The organism is Allobosea sp. BH3, assembly GCF_025499465.1.
Taxonomy (GTDB): Bacteria; Pseudomonadota; Alphaproteobacteria; order Rhizobiales; family Beijerinckiaceae; genus Allobosea.
Genome location: NZ_JAIMCA010000005.1, coordinates 166,218 through 189,743, shown reverse-complemented (window position 1 = coordinate 189,743; position 23,526 = coordinate 166,218). Strand labels below are relative to the sequence as shown.

The following is a 23,526-nucleotide window of genomic DNA, read 5'->3' as shown; positions in this document are numbered from 1 at the left end:
CGCCGCCCCGGCCGGAAGCGGGCGGCGTGACGCAGGGTCGTAACGATGTGGGGAGGGGAGGATTCCAGCCGGGGCTGGAAACAACCCTCGTCATTCCGGGGCTTCGCGTCAGCGAAGAGCCCAGAACCCAGAACCGATGCGGTTCGTGGGACAGGCGCCGCGAGCGAACGCTTCTTTCGGGAAGCGCATCGTTTCGGGGTTCCGGGCTCAGGCCTTCGGCCCGCCCGGAATGACGGCGTGGTTCCTTGCGAAATAAGGAGCCTTTACCTCACTTCACCGGGAATGTGAGCGGCGAGTAGTCCGTCACCGGCCGCTTGGCCCAGTCATTGGCCGGCGCGGCGGCCTCGGTGCGCTTCTGGGCCTCGGTGAGGCGCAGCGCAGCGGCGGGATAGTCCATCGTCAGCACTGTGCCGTCCTGCACGCAGAGCCGGCCGTCGACATAGACGCGGTCGACCGCGCGCTCGGCCGCGGCATAGACGAGGCTGCGGACGGGGTCGCGGCGCGGCTGCATCATCGGATGGGCGAGATCGACCATCACGATATCGGCCTTGCAGCCCGCTTCGAGCTTGCCGATGTCGCTGCGGCCGAGCGCGGCAGCGCCCGCCGTAGTGGCGGCTTCGAAGATGTCGGTGGTCTTCAACGTATGCGGGGTCTCCGCCATCAGCCGGGCGACATAGCCGACATGGCGCATCTCCTCGAGCATGTTGTGTGGATAGGTGTCCGTGCCGAGGCCGATGCGGACGCCGGCGCGGCGATAGCGGCCGAAATCGTCGAGCGCGATGCCGCGGCGCAGGAAGACGGTCGGGCAATGGGCGACGGTCGTGCCGGTCTCGGCGAGTAGTGCGAGATCACGGCGGGTATGCCAGGCGACGCGCGGATAGTCGTCGAGGAAGATGCCGTGGCCGACGATGCTGGTGTCGCCCAGCACGCCGAGCTTCTCGAGCCACTGGATCGGGGAGACACCATGGCGACGGGTGATCTCGTGGAACTCGACCGTCGACTGCGCGGCATGGATCTGCCAGGGCAGGCCACGGCGGCGGGCCTCGGCATAGCTGTCCTTGATCAGGCCTTCGCTGCAGGTGTCGATCTGCGACGGGGAAACCATCGCGAAGAGCCGGCCGGACTCATGCTTCTGTGCCTGCTCGATGACAGCGAAGGCATTCTCCATGGCCGCGACGCCGGCTTTTTCGTCCCACTCGTATTCGACGATATAGCCGTTCTTCGTGTACCAGCGGGCCGAGCGGTACATCGGCGAGAGGCAGACGCGCAGGCCACTATTCGCCGCAAGGTCGATCCAGCCGGGGTGAGCGACGGACATGTCGGCGACGGTGGTGACGCCGGAGAGCAGCAGCTCCGAATAGGCGACCTGGACGCAGTCCGGCACCGCCTCGGCGTCCGGCCGCAGGATCGGCATGTACTCATAGAGCGAGGAATTGTAGAGCGCGGGCGAGCCGAGCTCGTCGAGGAAGCCCTTGTTCAGCGCCTCGCTCGAAGGATGGGAATGGATGTTGACGAGGCCGGGCATGACCATGCGGCCGCTGCCGTCGATGGTCTCGTCCGCCTTGCCCTCGTAGCGGGGGCCGACATAGCGCAGCGTCCCGCCCTCGAAGGCGACATCGGCGCCGTGCAGATAGACATGGCGGGAAGCCTCGGCATCCCAGGCAACAACAATGTCGGCGTTCTTGATGACCGTGATCGTCATGGTGTCACCCGCTACAGAAAAAGGCTGCTTGAAAGGCAAAGACACCGCGCGGATCACTCCGCGCGGCGTCCTGAAGGCGTCAGCGCTTCAGCTTGATGTCGAGGCCCTTGTAGAGGCCGGCGCCGTAAAGGCCGTGGGCGCGGGCGCCCTCGACGCGGTCGGTCGCGACGACCCAGAGGGGCTGCGTGACCAGCGGCACCCAGACATTCGCCTCGGTGAGCTGGTTCTGGACCGCGCCGATGGCCTGCTTGCGCGTGGCATCGTCGGTGGCTGTCGCCGCCTGGCGGATCAGATCATCCGTCTTGGGGTCCTTCCAGTTCATGCGGTTCGGCGTCGGGATCTGGCGGCTCGGGAAATAGAGCCCCAGCGCCTCGGTCGCCGTCACATAGGGGTAGGACATCAGGAAGGCGTCGAACTCCTGCGTCGCGAGCTTGCCCCAGGCGACCGTCGCGTCCCAGAGCTGGATCTTCATGTCGATGCCGACCTTGCGAAGATCAGCCTGCATCGCTTCGGAGATGCGCGGGTTGTCGCTGTTGCGGATGCCGTAGACGGTGAAGGTCGCCTTCTGGCCGTCCTTCTCGCGGATGCCGTCGGCGCCCGGCTTCCAGCCGGCGGCGTCGAGCAGCTTCGCCGCACCGGCCGGATCGTATTTCGGCATCTTGTCGGCGGAAGACTTGTCGTAGTCGAGCACGCTCGGGTTCAGGAGCGACGGCAGGGTCTGGCCCTTGCCGAAGAAGATCGCCTTGGCGATGGCTTCCTTGTTGGTCGCCATGTTGGCGGCCTGGCGGATCGCCTTGTCGTTCGCGACGGGCTTGTCGACCCGGAAACCCATGAAGACGTCGTAGATGTAGTTTTCCTGGCGCTGCACCGTGAAGCCCGGGATCTTCTGCATCGTGTCGAGCGCGATATAGGGCGTGTAGTAGGTCACGTCCGCCTGCTTGGCCTGGATCGCGGCCATCAGCGTGTTCGGCTCGGGGATGATCTTCCAGACGATGTCCTCGATCTGCGGCTTCGGATCCTTGTAGATCGGCGGGCCCCAGGTGTAGTGCGGGTTCTTCTTGAGCACGAGCTCCTGACGCGGGGTCCACTTGACCCAGCAGTAAGGGCCGGTGCCGTTGAAGCCCTGCACGCCGAAATTCGCGCCGAGGCTCTCGACCGAATTCTTGTCGATGATCGAGGCGAAGGACAGCGCCATCTGGAAGATCAGGTCGCTGTAGGGTTCCTTCAGCTCATAGATCAGGGTGGAATCGCCATCCGCGCGGATGTCCTGGACCTGGCCGCCGCGGAAGGAGACGGGCGACTTGTTCGCGGGATCGACCCAGCGCTTCAGCGAATAGACCACGTCGTCGATGGTCATCGGCCGGCCGTCGCAGAACTTGACGTCCTTGCGGATCTTGAAGGTGTAGGTCTTGCCGTCCGGCGAGATGGTCCAGGAATCGGCGAGGCCGGGCTTGATCGTCTTCATGTCGAAGTCGACCGTCACCAGCGTATCCGCCAGCATGTAGAGCACCTCGGCGGCCGCGGTCGCCGTGGAGCGGATCGGGTCGTAGCGATCCGCGTCGATGACGCGCAGGATCTGGAGCGGCGCCTTCTGCTGCGCCATGGCCGGCGCGGCGAAGAACGTCGCGGCGGCAGCGCCGGCGAGAAGCAGGCTTGGAAGCTTGGTCATTCGAGCAGGTCCCCTTTTTATGTTTACTGGTGGCGATGAACTGGCGGCTATCGGCGCAGCTTGGGATCGAGCGCGTCGCGCAGCGCGTCTCCCAGCACATTGAATGCCAGCACGACGGCGAAGATCACGAGGCTCGGCAAAACCGAGACATGCGGGGCGAAGAACAGGAAGTTGCGCCCGTCCGCCGCCATGGCGCCGAGCTCCGCCGTCGGCGGCTGGGCGCCGAGCCCGAGGAAGGACAGCGCGGCACCGAGCAGGATGACCTGGCCGAAGCGCAGCGTGACGAAGACGAACATGGCCGAAAGGCAGTTCGGCAGGACGTAACGCAGGATGATCCGCAAGTCGTTCAGGCCCAGCGAGCGCGCCGCCTCGATATAGCCCTGCTGCAGCACGACCAGCGCCGAGCCGCGCACGACACGCGCCATCAGCGGCACCGTGGCGATGGAGAGCGCGATGATGACCGCGGTCAGGCCGGGGCCGAAGATCGCGGCGATGGCCAGACCGAACAGGATCGCCGGGAAGGAGAGCAGCACGTCCATCAGGCGCATCAGGATGCCGGACAGACTGGGGTAATAGGCGGCGGCGAAGCCGATGACGCCACCGATGATGCAACCAAAGGAGACCGAGGCGAACCCCATCATCAGCGTCGTACGCAGACCGAAAAGGAGGCGGGTGATCATGTCCCGCCCCTGCCCGTCCGTACCGAGGAACGCGCCTTCGCCCGGCGGCTTCAGCGTGTTGGCGAGATCGTTGCCATAGGGGTCGGTCGGCGCGAGCCAGGGCGCGAAGAGAGCGCAGAGCACCGCCAGCACGACGAGCGCGAGCGCGATGCAGGCGCCCGTATCGGAGATCAGCATCCGTAGCGCCGATTTGCGGCGAGGAGCGGAGGCGGCGACGACAGCAGCAACATCCGCCGCGCCAGAGGCCTTGTCGACCTGATCGGTGACGCTGCTCATCAGGACGCCCTCACGCGCGGATCGAGCACGGCATAAAGAACATCCACCGCGAGATTGATCAGGATGAAGCCGAGCGACAGGACGATGATCGTGCCCTGGGCCATCGGCAGGTCGCTCGACAGGATGGCGCCGACCGCGAGCCGGCCGATACCCGGCCAGCTGAACACTGTTTCGGTCACCACCGCACCGCCGAGCAGGAAGCCGATCTGCAGACCGATCAGCGTGACGACCGGCACCAGCGCGTTGCGGAGCGTATGGCGCAGCAAGACGACGCCCTCGCTCAGCCCCTTGGCGCGGGCGGTGCGGACATGGTCGTTGCCGAGCTCGTCGAGTACCGAGGTGCGGGTCATGCGGGCGACGGGACCGACGAAGACGCCGCCCAGCGTCAGCGCCGGCAGGACGATCCCCTGGAATCCTTCCCAGGTCCAGAGCGGCCCGATGCGCCCAGTGAAGGGGAAGATCGGATATTTGAAGCCGAGCAGCCAGATCAGGCCCAGGCCCAGAAAGAACACCGGCAGCGAGACGCCGGCGACCGAGAAAGCCATGATCGCGCGGTCGAGCAGCGAGCCGCGGAAATAGGCGCCGAGCGTGCCCAGCGTCATGCCAAGCGGGATCGCCCAGATCAGCGAGGCGAACATCAGCTCCAGCGTCGGGCCGATGGTGTTGCCGAGCTCCTGTGCGACGGGCACGTTGTTGATGATGGAGACGCCGAGATCGCCCTGCACCAGCCGCCCGATATAGATCAGGAACTGCTTCCAGAGCGGCTGGTCGAGACCGAGCTCCTGGCGGATCGCCTGGACGATGTCCTGGGTCGCAGTGGGGCCGGCGCGCACCTGGGCCGGGTCGGTCGGCACCACCTGCATCAGCAGGAAGCCGATCAGCAGCACGCCGAGAAGGACCGGCAGAACCAGCAGGAGCCGTTGCAGCGTGTGCCGCAGCATAAGTTCGTCTCCTACTGTGCAGCGGCCGCGAACTGGCCGAGCCGGTCGAAGACCACCTCGCCACCGAGCAGGGTCAGGTCACAGCGCACGTCGTTCTCCACCGCCTCGACGGGAATCGAGAAGATGTCATGCGAAAGCACGGCGATGTCCGCGAGCTGGCCCGGCACGAGCCGGCCGAGCCGGTCCTCGGCGAACTGGGTATAGGCGCCGAGCGCCGTATAGGCATGGACCGCCTCGGCCATAGAAAGCGTCTCGTCGCCACCGATCACGGTGCCGCGCTTGGTCTTGCGGGTCACCATGGTGAAGAGGTTCTTGAACGGGTCGGTGGCGCAGACCGGCGCATCGGAGCTTGCCGCCGCGGCGAGGCCGGCATCGAGCCATTTGCGCATCGGATAGGATGCGGCAGCGCGCTCCTCCCCGAGATTGACGACATAGAGATCGCCGAACTCGTAGATGAACACCGGCTGCGGCACCGGGTCGATGCCGGCAGCGGCCATGCGGGCGAGCTGGCCGTCTGTCAGGAAGCCGCAATGCTCGATGCGGTGGCGGCGCCCGCGGATCGGGTGCTCGGCGCTCTCCGCCTTCTCGATGCCGGAGAGCACCTGCTCGATCGCGGCATCGCCGATGGCGTGGATAGCGAGCTGGTAGCCGAGCTGGTGATAATGCGCGAGATAGCCGTGCATCTTCTCGTCGGAATAGATGAAGATGCCGCGGTTGTCGGGATCGCCGACGATATAGGGCTCGCTCATCGCCGCCGTCAGGCCGCCGGCACTGCCGTCCCCGAACACCTTCATCGCACCATAGCGCAGCAGCCCGACCTCGCGGCCGAAGCGATAGCCCGCCGCATGGGCCTCGTCGCCAATGCCGTCGGCGTTGCCATAGATGCAGACCCAGGTCCGCAGCGGCAGCGCGCCCTCGCGGGCGGCCTCTTCATAGGCCTTGATCTCGTCCATGCCGGCCGTCATGCCGACGCCAGCGTCCATCACGCTGGTGAAGCCCTGCGCCAGCATATAGTGCCCGGCCTTGTCGATCGCGGCCTTCAGCTCGGCATGGCTCGGGCGCGGCATGGCCTCGACGACAATGCGCAGTGCGCTTTCGGCCAGCAGGCCGGTCAGCTGGTTGTCGCGCCGCTCGATCAGCCCGCCATCGGGGCTCAGCGTGTTGTGGCCGATGCCGGCAGCCTGCATGGCCTTGCCGTTGATGACGCCGACATGGCCGCAGGTGCGCTTGATGTAGACCGGATTGTCGGGCGCGACCCGGTCGAGCTCGGCAGCAGTCGGATGGCGGCCCTCGGCGAGCTCGTTGTGGTCGTAGCCGCGGCCGAAGACCCATTCGCCCGGCTTCTTGGCCTTCGCGGCGGCCGCGATGCGGCGCAGGATCTCGTCGATGCTGCGCACGCCCTCCTCGGGGCGCAGGTTGACCTCGCTCATGCCCAGGCCGAGCGGCAGCAGATGCATATGAGCGTCGTTGAGGCCGGGGATGGCGACACGGCCGGCAAGGTCGACGACCTGCGTGCCGGGGCCTTGCAGGGCAGCGATCTCCTCGACCGAGCCCGCGGCGAGCACCTTACCGTCACCGATCGCGAGAGCTTCGACGAATCCTTCCGCCAGGCCGCAGAAAATCCGGCCATTCAACAAAACAGTATCGGCGCGCGTCATCGACCCCTGCTCTCACGAAACAACTGACGCCACAGACGCCGTCGTCAAGTAACGACCGGCAACGCCGATCGAAGTGCAGAACCGACAATGCGATTCTACACTGCTGCACTCAACGGATTGGATTCTCGACACGAAATGCAACGATCCGGTCGCGATTATTGGTCCGCTCCGCTGTTCCCCTGCCACTTTTTTCTTACTGGCTTCGTGCTAGCATTGCTCAGAATATTGAGCAGCGCAAGAGCCGCGAAGCAGGAACCACCCGTGCAAGGCGCAGGGGTTCTGCGGGACGTATGCAAGCGCACAAGGGGAGGGTGGCGATGGGCTTCGACGTGGGCGGCAGATTGCGGGAAATAAGGCTGTCTGTGGGGCTTTCCCAGCGCGAACTCGCCACCCGCTCCGGCGTTACCCACAGCCTGATTTCGCTGATCGAGCAGAACCGGAACAGCCCCTCCGTCGCCTCCCTGCGCAAAATCCTCGACGGCATCCCGATGTCGATGGTCAATTTTTTTGACGAAGCGCGCGCGCCCCTCGACAAGGTCTTCTTCGAGGCCGGGGATCTGCTCGACCTGACCTCACGCCTGCACAAGGTCAATGGCGGGGGAAGCCGGGGGCAGATGTCCTTCCGCCAGGTCGGTGACGCGCAGGCGCACAACCTGCAGATCCTGCACGAATCCTACGAGCCGGGCGCCGATACCGGCGTCACCATGCTGAAGCACGATTCGCACGAAGGCGGGGTGGTTCTGGCCGGCGAGCTCGAGATCACCGTCGGCGAGCAGATCAAGGTGCTGAAGCCCGGCGACGCCTATCTCTTCGACAGCCGCGTGCCGCATCGCTTCCGAAATATCGGCACGGCGCGCTGCGTCGTCGTGAGCGCCTGCTCGCCGCCCTATCTGTGAGGCTGGCTCCGCCCGGTCATGAAGCTCCCGGCGCAAGCTTGAGAATGACGGCGGGCTACACCTTAGAATTCATATAAACTATTGATTTTGCTTGTTTTTCTTTCTTCCGACCGGTAACGTCTCGCCGTCTTCACAGAGGTCGCGATGCCGTCCGGTTCAGCCCATCTGCCTGCTGCCAGCCTGGAACTGTTTTCGCGCCAACTCACCCTCTCCGCCGGCACCTTCGCGCTCCAGCAGGGCGCGCGCGTCGTCGGGCCGATGCGGCTGGGCCTAAAGGTCGCCGTCATACTCGAAGGCCGACAGGCGGTGGAGCTGGACGACCGGCCTCCCGTGCTGCTCGACGGGCCCACCGTTCTGGTCGCGGCGAATGGCGGCGAGCATGTTCAGCGGCGCACGGCCCTTATCGACGGGGCGCAGCGTTATGCGCTGATGCAGTTCGACTTCGATTTCGTCGCGCGCGAGTTCGGCGCAGGCGCGGAAAGGGCGGCGCGCTTCGCCGGCTCGGGCGATGCTGGCCTGTGGGTGCGCCCGGCCAGCGCACCGATCCGGGCGCTGGCGCTCCAGATGGCCGAATGCCCGGTCGGCCCGGCGTTGCGCCAGCTCTACCTTGCCGGCAAGGCCCTGGAACTCGGCGCCCTCGTGCTCGACGAGGTGCTGGGCGAAAGGCCCGCCCGGTCGGCGAGACTCAATCCGCGCCTGCGCGAGCAGATCCACGCGGTGCGCGACCGATTGCTGGAATCGGTGCAGGAGCCGCCGAGCCTGGCGGAACTCGCAAGGCTAAGCGGCCTCAACCCGACCAAGCTGACCTCCGCTTTCCGCACCGAATTCGGAGCGAGCGTCTTCGAATATCTGCAGGAGCATCGCCTGCAACAGGCTCATGCGATGATCGCGAGCGGAGAGGTAAGCGTTTCCGTCGCCGCCTTCCGGGTCGGCTACAGCCCTGCCCATTTCTCCGGTCTCTTCCGCAAGCGCTTCGGCATCGCGCCCAGCGCGCTGCGCTGATTCATGGGCGTTTTCCGCTGGGCGATCCTGCTTGGACGCATTCGAAACTCGTCCGAAAGAAATACTGCGGGAATCGAAAGCCAGGCGCGTTGCCGCGCGACCGCCCTTCCTGAAAGAACCCGAAAGGGGGCGCGCAACGGCGCCGGGGCAGGATTTGAGCACGTGGCCAAGACGCAGATCATCATCGGCAACCGCGCGGCCCATCGCGTGACGCATAAGGCCGGCGTGGCGCTGGCGGCCGTCATCGCCGGCTGGTCCGGCGCGGCCCTGGCCCAGAACGCGCCGGCGGCGCCGGCCATCGGCCTCGACACGATCGAGGTCCAGGGCGAACGCGCCAGCGGACCGGTCGACGGCTATGTCGCCCGCCGCAGCGACACGGCCACCAAGACCGACACGCCGCTGATCGAGACGCCGCAATCGGTCTCCGTCGTCACCCGCCAGCAGATGGACGACCAGGCCGCCACCACGGTCAGCCAGGCGCTGCGCTACACGCCCGGCGTGCTCGGCGAGACGCGCCTCTCCTCCGGCGGCCGCTACGACAGCGTCTTCATCCGCGGCTTCGGCGGCGCGGGATCGGGCGCCGGCTTCGTCAACAACCTCGACGGGCTGCGCTATCTGCGCGGCGTCAACTTCCTGGTGCCGTCCTTCGAGCCCTGGGGGCTGGAGCGCGTCGAGGTGCTGCGCGGCCCCTCCTCCGTGGTCTTCGGGCAGGTCAAGCCCGGCGGCCTCGTCAACATGATCAGCAAGCGGCCGCTCGACGAGAAGCACGGCGAGGTCCAGCTCCGGTTCGGCAACAGGCAGCGTGCCGAGATGGCCTTCGACATCGGCGGCCCCGTCGATCCCGAGAAGACCTGGCTCTATCGCGTGGTCGGCCTCGGCCGCACCGCCGACACGCAGGTCGACTACACGAAGGACGAGCGCATCTTCATCGCGCCCTCCGTCACTTACCGGCCGAACGGGGCAACGAGCTTCACGCTGATGGCCTCCTTCCAGCGCGACCCGGAAACCGGCTTCTACGGCTTCATCCCGGCCATTGGCAGCGTGCTCCCGAGCCGCGCCGGCCGCATCCGCAGCGAGTTCTTCCCCGGCGAGCCGCGCTTCGAGGGTTACAGCCGCAACCAGGCCAATCTCGGCTGGGCCTTCGAGCATCGCTTCAACGAGATCTTCACCTTCCGGCAGAACGTCCGGCTCTCCGACCTCGAATCGCGGTTCAGGACGGTCGCCGCGGCCAGCATCGGCGCAGATCAGAAGACGCTGACGCGCCGCGTCACCATGTCGAACGAAACCGCGCGCACCGCCGGCATGGACAACCAGCTCCAGGCCGATTTCCACACCGGGCCGCTGACCCACAAGGTCCTGTTCGGCGTCGACGGCTACTGGACGGACGGCACCGCCCTCACCGGCGCCGGCGGCACGGTGCAGACGCTCGACTTCACAAACCCGATCTATGGCCGGCTGCCCTTCGCCCTGCCGCCGCTGTCGCTGAGCGTGAAGCAGACGACATCGCAGTACGGCGTCTATCTGCAGGACCAGATCAAGCTCGACCGGCTCTCCCTGCTCGTCGGCGGCCGCTTCGACCGGGCCGAGACGAACAGCCGTTCGCTGATTACCGGCGTGACGACCAAGCAGGACGACACGGCCCGCACCGGACGCGTGGCGCTGATGTATAACTTCGACAATGGCTTCGCGCCCTATGCCAGCTATTCAACTTCCTTCGACCCGCAGAGCGGCGCTCTTTTCGGCGGCGGGCTGGCCAAGCCCAGCGAAGGCGAGCAATACGAAGTCGGCCTCAAATACGAGCCGCCGGGCGGCAAGATCTCGCTGCAGGCCGCTCTCTACGATCTGACGCAGACGAACGTGCTGACGACGGACCCCGTCAACCCCGGTTTCCAGGTCCAGACCGGCGAGGTTCGCTCGCGCGGCGCCGAATTCGAAGCCCGCGCCAACATCTTCGAGAACCTCGATCTGGTGGCGGCCTATGCCTATACCGACGCCGAAGTGACCAAGAGCAACGGCGTCGACCTGCACAAGCGCCCGCCGGTGGTGCCACGCCACATGGCGTCGCTCTGGGCGCATTACACGTTCAGGAGCGGCCTCTTCGCCGGCCTCGGGCTCGGTGGCGGCGTGCGCTATGTCGGCGAGGGAGCAGGCAACGCCGGCAACACCTTCTTTACGCCCGACTACACGCTGTTCGACGCCGCCATCAGCTACGAGTTCGGCGTGGCCAACCCGGCGCTCAAGGGCTGGAAGGTGCAGGTCAACGCCCAGAACCTCTTCGACAAGGAGTATGTCTCGGGCTGCTATGGCGACGTGCAGTGCTCCTTTGGCCTACGTCGCACCGTGCTGGCGACGCTGTCCTATCGCTGGTGAGGGAAACGTGACGCAGCCGAACGGGTCCGACGCCGATCTCCAGCCGGTCACGCTGCCGCAAGCCTGGCAGCGCGACTTCACGGCGAAGGACGGCTCGCGCTACCGGCTGCTGATCTCCGTGCCGGAGGGCCCGGCGCCGGCCCGCGGCTTCCCCTCGATGCTGCTGGTCGACGGGCATGCGTTGTTTCCGATCGCCACGGCGACGGCCCATCTTCAGGCACAACGGCCGGAGGCGACCGGCATCGGGCCGGCCGTCATCATCGGCATCGGCTATCCGGGCGAACGGCCCTTCGACGCCGAGCGCCGCCAGCGCGACCTGCTGCCGGTGCCGGGCGGAGCCGAGCGCTTCCTCGACATGCTCGCCGGCGAGGTGCTGCCCGCGGTCGAGAAGCTCGCTCCGCTCGATCCGGCGAGGCGATCGCTCGCCGGCCATTCCTATGGCGGGCTCTTCACGCTGAACGCGCTCTTCAGCCGGGCGGGGCTGTTCGAGGCCTACGTCGCCGGCAGCCCCTCGATCTGGTGGCAGGATCGCGCCATCCTCGCGAGAGAGGAGGCCTTCCACCGGGCAGGCGATGCGCAGCGCGGGCGGCTGCTGATCACGGTCGGCGGCCTCGAGCAGGAGGCTGGCCTTCCGATCCGGCCACAGCGGGCCGAGCGACTCGCCATGGCGCGGATGCGCGACAATGCCGCCGAGATGGCGGCACGCCTCGATGCCTCTGGCCGCGTCGCCTGCAGCTTCGTGGAGTTTCCCGGCGAGAACCATGTCTCGGTGATCCCGCCGATGCTCTCGCGCGCCGTGGCCTTCGCTCTCGCAGGCACGGCGCAGGACAAGGTCGCGGCCGCATGACCATCGACAGACGCTCCCTGCTGCTGGCCGGGCTCGCCTGCGCCGCACTGCCGGTGAAGGCGGCCGGGCCGATCACCGCAACGGATGTGCTCGGCCGAACGGTCACGCTGCCGGCACCGGCGAAGCGCATCGTCCTGGGGCAAGGCCGCCAGATCAACGCGCTGGGCCTGATCCACCCCGACCCCATCAGCATCCTGGCCGGCTGGGCGAACGACATGGAGCGCCAGAATGCCGACGCGCTGGCGCGCTACCAGGCACGCTTCCCGGCGGTCAAGGACGTGCCGATCATCGGCGACGGCAACACGGCCAACGGCTTCTCCCTGGAACGGGTGGTCGCGCTCGGCCCCGATCTCGTGGTGCTCAGCCGCTCGCTCGCCGGCACCCGCCGCGGCCCCGGCGACCTCGTCGAGAAGCTGGAGGCGGCCGGCATCCCGGTCGCGGTCGTCGATTTCTACCTGGAGCCGCTGCGCGACACCGTGCCGAGCCTGCGTGCGCTGGGGCGCCTCATCGGGCAGGACACCCAGACCGAGAAGCTGATCGCCTTTTACGAGGAGCGAATGCGCCGGATCGCGAGCCGCGTCGCCGGCGCGCCGCGCCCCTCCGTCTTCATCCACGCCCATGCGGGCGGCTACGACTGCTGCATGACGGCGGGCCAGGGCACCTTCAACGAGTTCGTCAATGCCGCAGGCGGCCGCAACATCGGCGCGACAATCCTGCCCGGCGCGACGGGGCAGATCGGGCTGGAACAGCTCCTCACCGCCGAGCCCGACCTCTACATCGCCACCGGCGGCACGCATCTGACGAAGCTGGGCGGGCTGGTGCTCGGCCTTGGCGTCACCGAAAGCGACGCGCAGGCGAGCTTCGCCAAGCTGCTCGCCACGCCCACTCTCTCGATGCTGGGCGCGATCCGCGAGCGCCGCGCCTTTGGCTTCTGGCACCTGTTCAACGATACGCCGCTGCATGTCGTCGCCATCGAGGTGCTGGCGAAATGGCTGCATCCCGAGCGTTTCGCCGATGTCGACCCGGCTGCCACGCTGGCGGAAGGCGCGCGCTTCTCCGCCATTCCGCTCGACGGCACGCTCTGGATCGCGACCGGGAAGCCCTGAGGAAGACCGCATGCTCGCCACCCGGACGCAGATTGCGCTGGCCTATCCGCAAAGCGTGCTCAGGCCGCTCTGTGAGCACCTCGCGGAGCATGAGGCCGTCATCACCGAGGAGGAGGGGGTGACCCTGATCCTGCTCGATGGAGCCAAAGCACGCCTCGACCTTTTGCCCGCAGCGCTCGACGTCGTGGTGGAGGCGCCGGACGTCTCGGCGCTGCAGGCGATGAAGCGCGCCATCGCGAGCCATGTCGTCGAATTCGCCCCGAAAGACGAGGCTCCACAGATCCGCTGGAGCGGCGACGGGACCGGCCCCGCTTTGCCCCCCGATTTCCGCGTCCTGACCGTGGCCGGCGTCGAGACGATCACGCCGCATATGCGCCGCATCCATTTCCGGGGTGAGAACCTCGCGCGCTTCGAGCAGACCGAGGCGCTGCATGTCAGGCTCTTCATCCCGCCCGAGGGGCTGGCCGAGCCCGCATGGCCGATGATCGGCGAGGACGGGCTGCTGGTCATGCCGCCACCGGAGGAACGGCCCGTCGTCCGCAAGTACACGATCCGCAAGATCGACAGCGCCGCCAGCACCGTCGCGCTCGACTTCGTGCTGCATGAGGACGCCGGCCCCGGCTCGGCCTTCGCGATGCGCGCAAAGGCGGGAGACCGGATCGGCATGGCCGGGCCGGGCGGGCGCGGGCTGAAGCCGGCCGAGCGCTATGTCTTCCTCGCCGACGAGACCGGCATCCCCGCCGTCGCGCGCATGCTGGAGAAGCTCTCCGCCGAGGCCCTGGGCGAGGTCTTCATCGAGGTCGCCGATGCGAGCGAGGAGCAGAGGCTGCCTCACCCTCCCGGCATCTCGATCACCTGGCTGCATCGCGGCGAGGCCGAGCCCGGCAGCCTGCCGCTGCTGCAGGACGTCTTCGCCAGGCTCGAATGGCCGGCCGACGGCCCGAGCGTGTATCTCTGGGCCGCGATGGAGCACGCCGCCTTCCGCGAGATCCGTGCCGGCGCGCGCGCCAAGCTCAGGCCGGAGCGGGACCAGCACCTCGTCGTGAGCTACTGGCGCCGGGGCGTGGCCGAGGAGGAGCACGCCGCCGCGAAGAAGGCGGAGATGGCGAAGGCTTAGGCCCGCTTGCGGGCGAGCAGCGCGAAGCGGGTCGAGGAGCCGAGCCTGATCGCGTCATGGAGCGGCGCGGTCATCTGCTGGGCGCGCACCACCTGGCCGTAATCGGCCGGGGCGATGTCGGTGAAACCGGCGGCCGTCAGCATGTCCTCGAGGCGCTGCCGGCTGAGCCCTTCATTGAAATAGAAGCGCTTGGTGATCGAGGCATGGGTGTCGGCGTCGATCTGATGGGCCGGAGCGCCGCGCCGGTCCCGCAGCCAGGTGCCGAAGCGGTTGACCAGTGCCTGCCAGCGGCTGCGGTTGACCCAGTCGCCGTCAATGACCAGCAGCCGGCCGCCCGGCCGCAGCACGCGGAACCACTGCGTGAAGGCGGCTTCCGGATCGGTCAGTGTCCAGACGAGATGGCGGGTGATGAGCGCATCATAGCTGTCATCCGCGTCGAGCAGGTTTTCGGCATCGCCGAGCCGAAAGCGCGCCGCCTTGCCGTGCTTGGCGCGGGCGCGCTCCAGCATCGTCTCCGAGAAGTCGAGCGCCGTGACGCGGTGCTTCAGCGAGAGCAGCGCGCGGGTGATCTCGCCGGTGCCGCAGGCAAGGTCGAGCACGTCGAGCGGCTCGGCCCCGAAGGAATCGCGGAGCAGGCGCTGGAAGGCGCGAAGCTCGCGGTCCGACTTGATGGCATGGCCATAGGAGAGATCGAAGCTCTCGGCGCGCGCCGACCAATAGGCGCGGATCTCTTCCTTGAGCGTGAAATTATCGTGCGGAGCGGCGGAGGACATGGCTCACGGAACCTGGATGTAGGGCTCGACCAGCAGCGTGCCCCGGGCTGAGCGCTCCAGATGCACGCCGACCGCATATGTCTCCGAGACGGCGGGATGCGCAAGCACTGTCTCGGGCGCGCCGGCCTGGGCGATGCGCCCTTCATTCATGACGAGGACCCGGTCGGCAAAGCGGGCGGCGAGGGAGAGGTCGTGGATCGCCACCACGGTGACGATGCCGCGCCGGCGTGTGGCCTCGCGAATCGTCGCCATCACGTCGAGCTGGCGGCGCACGTCGAGCGCGCTGGTCGGCTCGTCGAGCAGCAGCACGTCGGGCTCGCGCACCAGCGCCTGGCCGATGGCCGCGAGCTGGCGCTGGCCGCCGGAGAGCGTGGCAATGTCGCGCGAGGCGAAGGGTGAGAGGCCGAGCTCCTCGATCACCGCCTCGACGGCGCGGGTATCCTCAGCGGAGGCTGCCAGTGCGAAGCCGCGATGCAGGCTCTTGCGGGCAAGCAGGATGATGTCGAAGACCGAGAGCGCGACGCGCGCCTCGGTGTCCTGCGAGAGATAGAAGACCCTGCGCGCCCGCTCCCGCTGCGAAAGCCCGGCGAGGCTCGTCCCGTCGAGGCTGACATTGCCCGATTGAGGCCGCAGCAGACCGGCGGCGCAGCGGAAAAGCGTCGACTTGCCGGAGCCATTGGGCCCGACAAGCGCAGCCAGCTCGCCACGCGGCAGTTCGCCGGTGCCGAGCCGTTGCAGGATCGGCGTGGCGCCATAGCGGAAATCGAGATCGTGGATCGCAAGCGCCATGCTCAGACCGCCCTGCTGCGAATGGACATGACAAGGCTGATGAAGAAAGGTACGCCGATCAGCGCCGTGATGATGCCAATGGGATAGATCACGCCCGGCGTGATGACCTTCGAGATCGTCGAAGCGAGCGAGAGCAGGACGGCGCTCGCGATGGTCGCGACCGGCAGGAAGAAGCGCTGGTCCTCGCCGACGAGGAGGCGCGCGATATGCGGGCCGACGAGGCCGATGAAGCCGATGCCGCCCACGAACGACACCGAGACCGCCGCCAGCAGCGAGGTCGCGACCAGGATTTCCAGCCTCAGCCGGTCGACGCGCACGCCCAGGCTCTCGGCCCGCTCGTCGCCGAGCCTCAGCGCCGTGAGCTGCCAGCCGCGCATCAGGAAGAAGGGCAGCGCCACCGCGATCAGGACGGCGGCGACCTCGACCTTGCCCCAGGTCGCGCGGGCGAGGCTGCCCAGCGTCCAGAACACGATCTGGGTGAGCTGCACCTCGTTGGACCGGTACTGCAGCAATGCGGTGATGGCGTTGCAGGTGAAGAGCAGGGCGATGCCGACGAGGATCATCGTCTCGGCGCTGACGCCGCGCAGCTTGGTCATGAAGAACAGCACGAGCGAGGCGGCGAGCGCGAAGACGAAGGCATTCGCGGTGACGATGAACGGCCCGGCGCCGGGCACGACGCTCCAGCCGAAGACGATGGCGACGGAAGCGCCGACCGTCGCGGCTGCCGAGACACCGAGCGTGAAGGGGTCGGCCAGCGGATTGGCGAGAATGGTCTGCATGCCGGCGCCGGAGAGACCCAGCATGGCGCCGACCGCCAGCGCCATCAGCGCGATCGGGAGACGCAGATCCCAGACGATGACGGAGAGTCGGGGCGCCGCCGATTGCGGGTCGACGAGCGTGCGCAGCACATCGGCGAGCGGCAGGTTGCCCGGCCCGATCGAGACATCGAGCGACAGCGCGAAGGCGAGCGCCAACACGCCGAAGAAGACGAGCTTCAGCCGCTTCGCATTGCGCCGGCGGTAATCCGCGGTGGCGCTTGCCGGCACGGGCAGGACAGCCGTCATCGCCTTACTGCAGCTTTGCCCAGAATACGCCGGAATAGGTGATCGGCAGGAACTTCTCGTGGAATTCCTTGAACACCGCCTCCGGGTCGACGTCCTTGAACCGGTCCGGATAGAACTCCTTCGCCATGGCGAGCTCGGCGATGAAGTAATAGGGCGCATCGTAGAACTGATGGTAGAAGGCCATCACCTTCTTGCCCTGCACCGCCTTGAGCTGCGGGAAGCCGGGGCGCTGCATCAGCGCCGCGATTTCCTTCTGCACCTTCTCCGGCGTCGCGTCATAGCCGAGGCTGACGGCATTGCTGCCCGGATTGCTGCCGTACCAGTTGGCGCCGGTGAGGAAATAGACGTCCGGGTTGTCGGTCAGCACCTTCTCCTGCGCGGCCTGCGCCTGGAAGCCGGTGAAGAACTGGCTGCCCCAGTTGCGCCCGCCCGCCTCCTCGATGAAGCGGCCGAAATTGAAGGGGCCGAAGGTGGCGCAGCAGGGCAGCAGCCCGGCGGCGCGCTCGACGAAGACCATCGGCTTCTGCTTGTCGGGAATCGCGCCGACGCGGGCATAGATGCTGCGGGTCTGGCGCATATAGTAGTCGGAGAAGGCATTGGCCTCCTTCTCGCGGCCGAGGATGCGGCCGAGCAGCTGGACGCTCGGCAGCACGTTCTGGGTCGGGTCCTGGCGGAAATCGACGAAGACCGTGGTGATGCCGGCCTTCTCCAGCTTGCCGAGCAGGCCCGTCTCCTGCGCCTTGAAGTAGTTGGAGAGATCGAGAATGTAGACCTCGGTGCCGAGCGAGGCGATCTTCTCCATGCTGACGTCGGCGGCATAGGGGTTGCCCATATTCGCGACATCCTTGGCCTTCGGGAACTTGGCCAGGTACTTCTGCCAGGCGCCCGGATCGTTCTCGATCAGGTCATTGCCCCAGCCGACGACGCGCTTGAACGGGTCGTCGCGGTCCAGCATCGCCAGCGTGTAGAGCTGCCGGCCTTCGCTGAGCACGATCTTCTGGGGGTCGCGCGTGACGTTGACCACGCGGCCAGCGAGATCGGTGACCTCGATCGTTTCAGCATGGGCGGGAGGGGCGGCGAGGACCGCCAGAGACAGCGCGACAGCAGGGATAAGGCGCGTCAGCCGGGACAGAGCGAACATTTTGGGCCGTCCATGTCGAGAAATGCCCCTCGCGCTAACACGATCTTCGCCCCACCATCAAAGCAAATCTCCTTGTTTTTAATTGTTCTAAATAGAGGAATACTCTGATTTTCTTGTATTCGCCCGGATTCGCGATCCGCGAACATTGGATCGGCGTTGCGCTCGAAGCATTCCGGCCAGGAATCCGGCCGTAAGTCGCGGGCATCGCCCGGCCTTTGCCGGGCGGCACGATTCGTGCTGGAAATCCCGATGCCGGGCGGACATAGCCACCGCCGGCCGTAGGGAGTGAAGCGCGTGGTCTATCGCCATATCATCGGTTCGCGGAGCTATGTCTTCGAGGACCTGCGCGACCTCATGGCGAAGGCGACGCCGCTGCGCTCGGGCGACCAGCTCGCCGGGCTGGCAGCGGCTTCGGCGGAGGAATCCGTCGCCGCCCGGATGGCGCTCGCCGACCTGCCGCTGAAGACCTTCCTCGATGAGGCGCTGATCCCCTACGAGGCCGACGAAGTCACCCGCCTCATCATGGACTCGCATGATGCAGCGGCCTTCGCGCCGATCGCGAGCCTGACGGTCGGCGGTTTCCGCGACTGGCTGCTCTCGGACGAGGCCACGAGCGCGACGCTCACGCGGATTGCGCCGGGCATCACGCCGGAGATGGCGGCGGCGGTCTCCAAGATCATGCGGCTGCAGGACCTGATCGCGGTCGCGCGCAAGTGCCGGGTGGTCACGCGCTTCCGCAACACCATCGGCCTGCCCGGCACCATGGCCGTGCGCCTGCAGCCGAACCATCCGGCCGACGACCAGCGCGGTATCGCCGCCTCGCTCATCGACGGGCTGTCCTATGGCTGCGGCGACGCCGTGATCGGCATCAACCCGGTCTCGGACAATCTCGGCGTGCTGACCGACCTGCTCAAGCTGATCGACGAGGTGATCCAGCGCTACGCCATCCCGACGCAGGGCTGCGTGCTGACCCATGTCACCTCCTCGATCGAGCTGATCGGGCGCGGCGCGCCGGTCGATCTGGTGTTCCAGTCCGTCGCGGGAACGGAGGCTGCCAATCGCTCCTTCGGCATCGACCTCGCCGTGCTGCGCGAGGGCCATGAGGCCGGGCTTTCGCAGAAGCGCGGCACGATCGGGCAGAACCTGATGTATTTCGAGACCGGCCAGGGCTCGGCGCTCTCGGCGGAGGCGCATCACGGCGTCGACCAGCAGACCCTGGAAGCGCGGGCCTATGCGGTCTGCCGCGCCTTCGACCCGCTGCTGGTCAACACGGTCGTCGGCTTCATCGGCCCGGAATATCTCTATGACGGCAAGCAGATCACCCGCGCCGGCCTCGAGGACCATTTCTGCGGCAAGCTCATGGGCCTGCCGCTGGGCTGCGACGTCTGCTACACGAACCACGCCGAGGCCGACCAGGACGACATGGATGGGCTGCTGACGCTGCTCGCTGCCGCCGGCGTCACCTACATCATGGGCGTGCCCGGCGCCGACGACGTGATGCTGAACTACCAGTCCACCTCCTTCCACGACCAGCTCTATATCCGCGACCTGCTGGGCCTGAAGCGCGCGCCCGAATTCGAACGCTGGCTGCAGGAGCAGGGCCTGACCGGCACCGACGGACGCCTGCTGTCGCAGGCCGGCGCGCCGCGCCTCGTATCCTCGCTGGCGGAGCTGGTAGCGTGAGCGCCCCCGATACCCGTTCCGAGCCCTGGGGGCGGCTTTCGGCGCTGACGCCGGCCCGGATCGGCCTAGGGCGTGCAGGATCAGGGCTTGGCACGCATGAGACGCTGCGCTTTGCGCTCGCCCATGCGCAGGCGCGCGACGCCGTCCATGCCGCGCTCGACGAAGACAGGCTGGCTGCCGAACTCGGGACGCTCGGGCTGGACAGTCTGCGCGTGGCGAGCCGGGCGGCGGGGCGCGCCTCCTACCTGCTGCGGCCGGATCTCGGCCGCAGCCTCGATGCAGCCAGCCGCACTGCGGTCGAAGCCAGAGTGAAGGCAGGTTGCGATATCGCGCTGGTCATCGCGGACGGGCTTTCGGCCAGCGCCGTCACGGCGCAGACCGAGGCGTTCCTCGCATCTTTCCTGCCGCTCTCGAAACAGCATGGCTGGTCGCTCTCGCCCGCGGTGATCGTCTCGCAGGGCCGGGTCGCGATCGGGGACGAGATCGGCGCGCTGCTCGGCGCGCGGCTGACGCTGCTGCTCATCGGCGAGCGACCGGGCCTGTCCTCGCCCGACAGCCTCGGACTCTACATCACCCATGCGCCGCGCCCCGGCCGCAACGACGGCGAGCGCAACTGCGTCTCGAACATCCATGGTGCGGGGTTGAGCCCGGCGGAGGCCGCGGCGCGCGCCGCCTGGCTGATCGAGGCCTCGCTTTCGCGCGGGTTGTCGGGCGTCGCGCTCAAGGACGAAAGCGCGAGCAGCACGAGCCCTCGGTTGGCCGCCCCGTAGGGCTTCAGGAATACGCCGTCATTCCGAGCCTACGCGCCCTCCATCGCCTCCCGCGCGCGCTGCGCAAAGCGTTCGGCCAGCGGCGCATAATCCGCGGCATCGGCCGCAGCCGCTGTGCCCGCACGCACCCGGTCGGCGATACCGACGAAGATCACCGCGAAGCGGAAGAGCGCGAAGACGAGATGAAAGCGCTGGAGCGGCGCGGTCGGCGCGGCATGGGCATAGTAATGCGCGAGGAACTCAGCCTCCGTCGGGATGCCGAGCGCCACATGGTCGAGGCCGAGGATGCCGCCATATTCGTCGGGTGCGGTGTGCCAGGGCATGGCGCAGAAGCCGAGATCGGCGAGGGGGTGGCCGAGCGTCGAGAGCTCCCAGTCGAGGATGCCGACCACCTCGGGCCTGTCAGGATGGAACAGCAGATTGCCGAGCCGGAAATCGCCATGGGCGATGGCGACATGACCGTCATCGGGCGGCATCTGCGCCGGCAGCCAATCGGCGACCGTCTCCAGCGCTTCGATCCGGTTGCCCGGCGATTCACGAAGCTGTTTCGTCCAGCGCGCGATCTGGCGCTCGAAATAATTGCCGGGCCGGCCGTAATCGCCGAGCCCGACCGTCTCGGGCCTGACGGCATGGAGCTTCGCCAGTGCCTCCGCCATGCCGAGATAGATGCCTCGCCGCTCGGCGGGTTCGAGGCCCGGCAGCGCGGCATCCGAGAAGACGCGGCCTTCCAGCCGTTCCATCAGGTAGAAGGGTGTGCCGAGCGGCTCGGGCTCGGCGTGGAAGAGCACGGCGCGAGGGACCGGCACATCGGTTTCCGCCAGCGCCTGCAGGACGCGGAACTCGCGGTCAACCGCGTGGGCGCCGCGCAGGATCGGCCCCGCCGGCTGCTTGCGCAGCACCAGCCTTTGCGCTCCATAGCCAACGAAATAGGTCGGATTGGATTGGCCACCGCCGATCCGTTCGACGGAAAGCTCGCCATCGCCGAGGCGCTCGCGCAGGAAGGCCGCGAGCGCGGCCGGGTCGAAATCGAGCCTGCCCTCCGACGCCATCGCCTCAGCCCTGCGCCGCGCCGGCGACCGGCCAGCGCCAGAACTCCCGCCCCTCCTCCGTGAGGAAGCGGTTCAGCACCATCTTGTGGACCTCGTCTGCACCGTCCACCAGCCGCGCCTGGCGGGCATAGCGGTAGATCCATTCCAGCACGGTGTCCTTCGAATAGCCGCGCGCGCCGTTGACCTGGATCGCGACGTCGGCGGCATCGTGGAGGACATTGGCGACCTGGACTTTCGCCATCGACACCTCCTTGCGGGCGAAGCCGCCGCGGTCCAACTCCCAGGCCGCCTTCATCACCAGAAGCCGGCCGATCTCGATGCGCATGGCGAGATCGCCGAGCTTGACCTGGATGCTCTCGCGGTCGGCGAGGCGCACCCCGAAGCCGTAGCGCTCGGCCGCATAGGCCTGCGCGATCTCGATGCAGCGCTTGGAGAGGCCGAGCCAGCGCATGCAATGGGTCAGGCGCGCCGGGCCGAGCCGCACCTGCGTCATCTTCATGCCCCGGCCCTCGCCGGCGAAGACATCCTCGGCCGGAATCTCGAGCCCATCGAATTCGAGCTCGCAATGGCCGCCATGCTCCTCCGGGCCCATGATCTCGATGCGGCGCGTAATGCGCCAGCCGGGCTGGTCTGCATGAAAGAGGAAGGCGGTCAGGCCGTTGCGCGGATCGTCCGAGGTGCGAGCGACGATAATGAAGTGCTTCGCCTCCTCCGCGCCGGTGATGAACCATTTGCGGCCGCTGATGACATAGCGGTCGCCGCGCTTCTCGGCCCGGGTCAGGATCATCGACGGGTCGGAGCCGCCGCCGGGATGCGGCTCGGTCATGGCGAAGGCGGAGCGGACCTTGCCCTCGACGATAGGCTTCAGCCAGCGTTCCTTCTGATAGTCCGTGCCGAGAGCTTCCAGCACCATCATGTTGCCGTCGTCGGGCGCGGCCGAGTTGAAGACGGCGGGGCCGAAGATCGAGCGGTTCATCTCCTCGTAGCAAACCGCCATGCCCATCCGGCCGAGGCCCGCCCCGCCGTTCTCCGGCTTGAGCTGCAGGCACCAGAGCCCTTCGGCCCGCGCTTTCGCCCGCATCCTGTCCAGCAGGGGCAAGGTGATGTTGCCATGCTCGTCGTAGGAGGCACGGTCCGCCTCCAGCGGCATGATCTCGCTCTCGACGAAGGCGGCGATGCGCCCGCGATAGTCCTCGATGCGCGGGGATATCTCGAAATTCATCGGCACGCTCACGGGCAGGATCACAAGGACGAAACGAGATGGCCGCCATCGACCTCGATGGTCGAGCCGGTGATGTAGCTGCCGGCGGCCGATGCGAGCAGCAGCAGCGCGCCATCGAGTTCCTCGGGCTGTCCGAGCCGGCGCTGCGGGATGCGCCGGATCAGTTGCTGGCCGGGCTCGGTGGCGAAGAAGTCGCGGTTGATGTCAGTCTCGATATAGCCGGGGCAGAGCGCATTGACGCGGATGCCGTCGCGCGCCCATTCGAGCGCGAGCGCCTTGCTGAGCTGGATGACACCCGCCTTGGACGCCGCATAGGCCGCGACGCCGCCCGCGACTCGATGGCCGAGGATCGAGGCGATGTTGACGATGGCGCCGCCCCGGCCGGCTTCGCGCATCCCGCGCGCCACGGCTTGCGACACCAGAAAGACGCCCTTCAGATTGGTGTCCAACACATCGTCCCAGCCGGCTTCGGTGAGATCGGCCGCCCTGGCTGCACCGCTGATGCCTGCATTGTTGATCAGGATGTCGAAGGCACGGTCGGCCAGCGCCTCCGCCACCGAAGCGGCATCGGCGACATCTAGAAGCAGGCTTCGGACGCGCCCGCCCTCCATCGCGATCTCGCCGCAGGCCGCTTCCAGCGCCACCTGCCGTCGCGCGGCCAGCGTCACCACGACGCCGTGGCGCGCGAGCAGCCTGGCGAAATGCAGGCCCAGCCCGCCCGAGGCGCCCGTCACCAGAGCGCTCTTGCCTGATAGATCGTCGAACATAGGA

The 23,526-nt window shown here is 67.4% G+C and carries 20 protein-coding genes; 8 read left to right on the top strand and 12 right to left on the bottom strand.

Translation table 11 applies throughout. From position 1 onward, the window contains the following. Positions 1 to 268: 268 nt before the first annotated feature. The 5 genes from BoBH3_RS17580 to BoBH3_RS17560 form a co-directional block, all read right to left on the bottom strand. Entirely contained in the window at positions 269 to 1,702 is a 1,434-nt protein-coding gene (locus tag BoBH3_RS17580) for an amidohydrolase family protein (protein WP_262332132.1), read from the bottom strand. A gap of 79 nt (positions 1,703 to 1,781) precedes the next feature. Continuing rightward, positions 1,782 to 3,371 carry an ABC transporter substrate-binding protein gene (locus BoBH3_RS17575; RefSeq protein ID WP_262332131.1) on the bottom strand — a complete coding sequence of 530 codons (1,590 nt, stop codon included), beginning with the start codon at positions 3,369 to 3,371 and terminating at the stop codon, positions 1,782 to 1,784. Between the two features lie 47 nt (positions 3,372 to 3,418). Beyond that, positions 3,419 to 4,327: an ABC transporter permease gene (locus BoBH3_RS17570; RefSeq protein ID WP_262332130.1), complete on the bottom strand. Its 909-nt coding sequence runs from the start codon at positions 4,325 to 4,327 to the stop codon at positions 3,419 to 3,421. Further along, positions 4,327 to 5,268: an ABC transporter permease gene (locus tag BoBH3_RS17565; protein WP_262332129.1), complete on the bottom strand. Its 942-nt coding sequence runs from the start codon at positions 5,266 to 5,268 to the stop codon at positions 4,327 to 4,329. Before BoBH3_RS17565 ends, BoBH3_RS17570 begins: the two co-directional genes overlap by 1 nt. An 11-nt stretch (positions 5,269 to 5,279) precedes the next feature. After that, a complete protein-coding gene (locus BoBH3_RS17560; protein WP_262332128.1) occupies positions 5,280 to 6,926 on the bottom strand; it encodes an amidohydrolase in 1,647 nt (548 codons plus the stop codon). Between the two features lie 317 nt (positions 6,927 to 7,243). Here BoBH3_RS17560 and BoBH3_RS17555 point away from each other — a divergent pair, with 317 nt between their 5' ends. The 6 genes from BoBH3_RS17555 (at position 7,244) to BoBH3_RS17530 (ending at position 14,264) form a co-directional block, all read left to right on the top strand. Continuing rightward, positions 7,244 to 7,822 (top strand): cupin domain-containing protein, encoded by a 579-nt coding sequence (locus BoBH3_RS17555; RefSeq protein ID WP_262332127.1) that lies wholly within the window; start codon positions 7,244 to 7,246, stop codon positions 7,820 to 7,822. Between the two features lie 144 nt (positions 7,823 to 7,966). After that, positions 7,967 to 8,824 (top strand): helix-turn-helix transcriptional regulator, encoded by an 858-nt coding sequence (locus BoBH3_RS17550; RefSeq protein ID WP_262332126.1) that lies wholly within the window; start codon positions 7,967 to 7,969, stop codon positions 8,822 to 8,824. A gap of 162 nt (positions 8,825 to 8,986) precedes the next feature. Beyond that, positions 8,987 to 11,194 (top strand): TonB-dependent siderophore receptor, encoded by a 2,208-nt coding sequence (locus BoBH3_RS17545; RefSeq protein ID WP_262332125.1) that lies wholly within the window; start codon positions 8,987 to 8,989, stop codon positions 11,192 to 11,194. 7 nt (positions 11,195 to 11,201) lie between these two features. Then, a complete protein-coding gene (locus BoBH3_RS17540) occupies positions 11,202 to 12,041 on the top strand; it encodes an alpha/beta hydrolase (protein WP_262332124.1) in 840 nt (279 codons plus the stop codon). Beyond that, on the top strand, positions 12,038 to 13,147 hold the full coding sequence (locus BoBH3_RS17535; protein ID WP_262332123.1) for an ABC transporter substrate-binding protein: 1,110 nt from the start codon (positions 12,038 to 12,040) through the stop codon (positions 13,145 to 13,147). The genes BoBH3_RS17540 and BoBH3_RS17535 overlap by 4 nt, the downstream gene beginning before the upstream one ends. Before the next feature lie 10 nt (positions 13,148 to 13,157). Beyond that, positions 13,158 to 14,264: a siderophore-interacting protein gene (locus BoBH3_RS17530; protein ID WP_262332122.1), complete on the top strand. Its 1,107-nt coding sequence runs from the start codon at positions 13,158 to 13,160 to the stop codon at positions 14,262 to 14,264. On the opposite strand, the gene BoBH3_RS17525 is transcribed toward BoBH3_RS17530, so the two are convergent. Genes BoBH3_RS17525 through BoBH3_RS17510 form a run of 4 tightly spaced genes read right to left on the bottom strand, consistent with a single transcriptional unit; the run spans position 14,261 to position 18,031 of the window. Further along, complete coding sequence (locus tag BoBH3_RS17525; protein WP_262332121.1) at positions 14,261 to 15,037, bottom strand: class I SAM-dependent methyltransferase; 777 nt, start codon at positions 15,035 to 15,037, stop codon at positions 14,261 to 14,263. The genes BoBH3_RS17530 and BoBH3_RS17525 overlap by 4 nt on opposite strands. Before the next feature lie 3 nt (positions 15,038 to 15,040). Then, complete coding sequence (locus tag BoBH3_RS17520; protein ID WP_262332120.1) at positions 15,041 to 15,826, bottom strand: ABC transporter ATP-binding protein; 786 nt, start codon at positions 15,824 to 15,826, stop codon at positions 15,041 to 15,043. A 2-nt stretch (positions 15,827 to 15,828) separates the two neighbouring features. Continuing rightward, positions 15,829 to 16,890: a FecCD family ABC transporter permease gene (locus tag BoBH3_RS17515; protein ID WP_262332119.1), complete on the bottom strand. Its 1,062-nt coding sequence runs from the start codon at positions 16,888 to 16,890 to the stop codon at positions 15,829 to 15,831. Positions 16,891 to 16,894: 4 nt separating this feature from the next. Continuing rightward, a complete protein-coding gene (locus BoBH3_RS17510; protein WP_262332118.1) occupies positions 16,895 to 18,031 on the bottom strand; it encodes an ABC transporter substrate-binding protein in 1,137 nt (378 codons plus the stop codon). Between the two features lie 294 nt (positions 18,032 to 18,325). Between BoBH3_RS17510 and BoBH3_RS17505 the strand changes: the two genes are divergently transcribed. Beyond that, complete coding sequence (locus tag BoBH3_RS17505; protein ID WP_262332117.1) at positions 18,326 to 19,714, top strand: ethanolamine ammonia-lyase subunit EutB; 1,389 nt, start codon at positions 18,326 to 18,328, stop codon at positions 19,712 to 19,714. Beyond that, the gene (eutC, locus tag BoBH3_RS17500) at positions 19,711 to 20,484 is read left to right on the top strand and encodes an ethanolamine ammonia-lyase subunit EutC (protein WP_262332116.1); all 774 of its coding nucleotides are present in this window, start codon (positions 19,711 to 19,713) and stop codon (positions 20,482 to 20,484) included. The genes BoBH3_RS17505 and eutC overlap by 4 nt, the downstream gene beginning before the upstream one ends. Before the next feature lie 29 nt (positions 20,485 to 20,513). Here eutC and BoBH3_RS17495 read toward each other — a convergent pair whose 3' ends face one another. Genes BoBH3_RS17495 through BoBH3_RS17485 form a run of 3 tightly spaced genes read right to left on the bottom strand, consistent with a single transcriptional unit; the run spans position 20,514 to position 23,522 of the window. Next, a complete protein-coding gene (locus BoBH3_RS17495) occupies positions 20,514 to 21,533 on the bottom strand; it encodes a phosphotransferase family protein (protein ID WP_262332115.1) in 1,020 nt (339 codons plus the stop codon). Between the two features lie 4 nt (positions 21,534 to 21,537). Then, positions 21,538 to 22,755 (bottom strand): acyl-CoA dehydrogenase family protein, encoded by a 1,218-nt coding sequence (locus BoBH3_RS17490; RefSeq protein WP_262332114.1) that lies wholly within the window; start codon positions 22,753 to 22,755, stop codon positions 21,538 to 21,540. A gap of 20 nt (positions 22,756 to 22,775) precedes the next feature. Further along, positions 22,776 to 23,522 (bottom strand): SDR family NAD(P)-dependent oxidoreductase, encoded by a 747-nt coding sequence (locus tag BoBH3_RS17485; RefSeq protein ID WP_262332113.1) that lies wholly within the window; start codon positions 23,520 to 23,522, stop codon positions 22,776 to 22,778. Between the last annotated feature and the right edge of the window lie 4 nt (positions 23,523 to 23,526).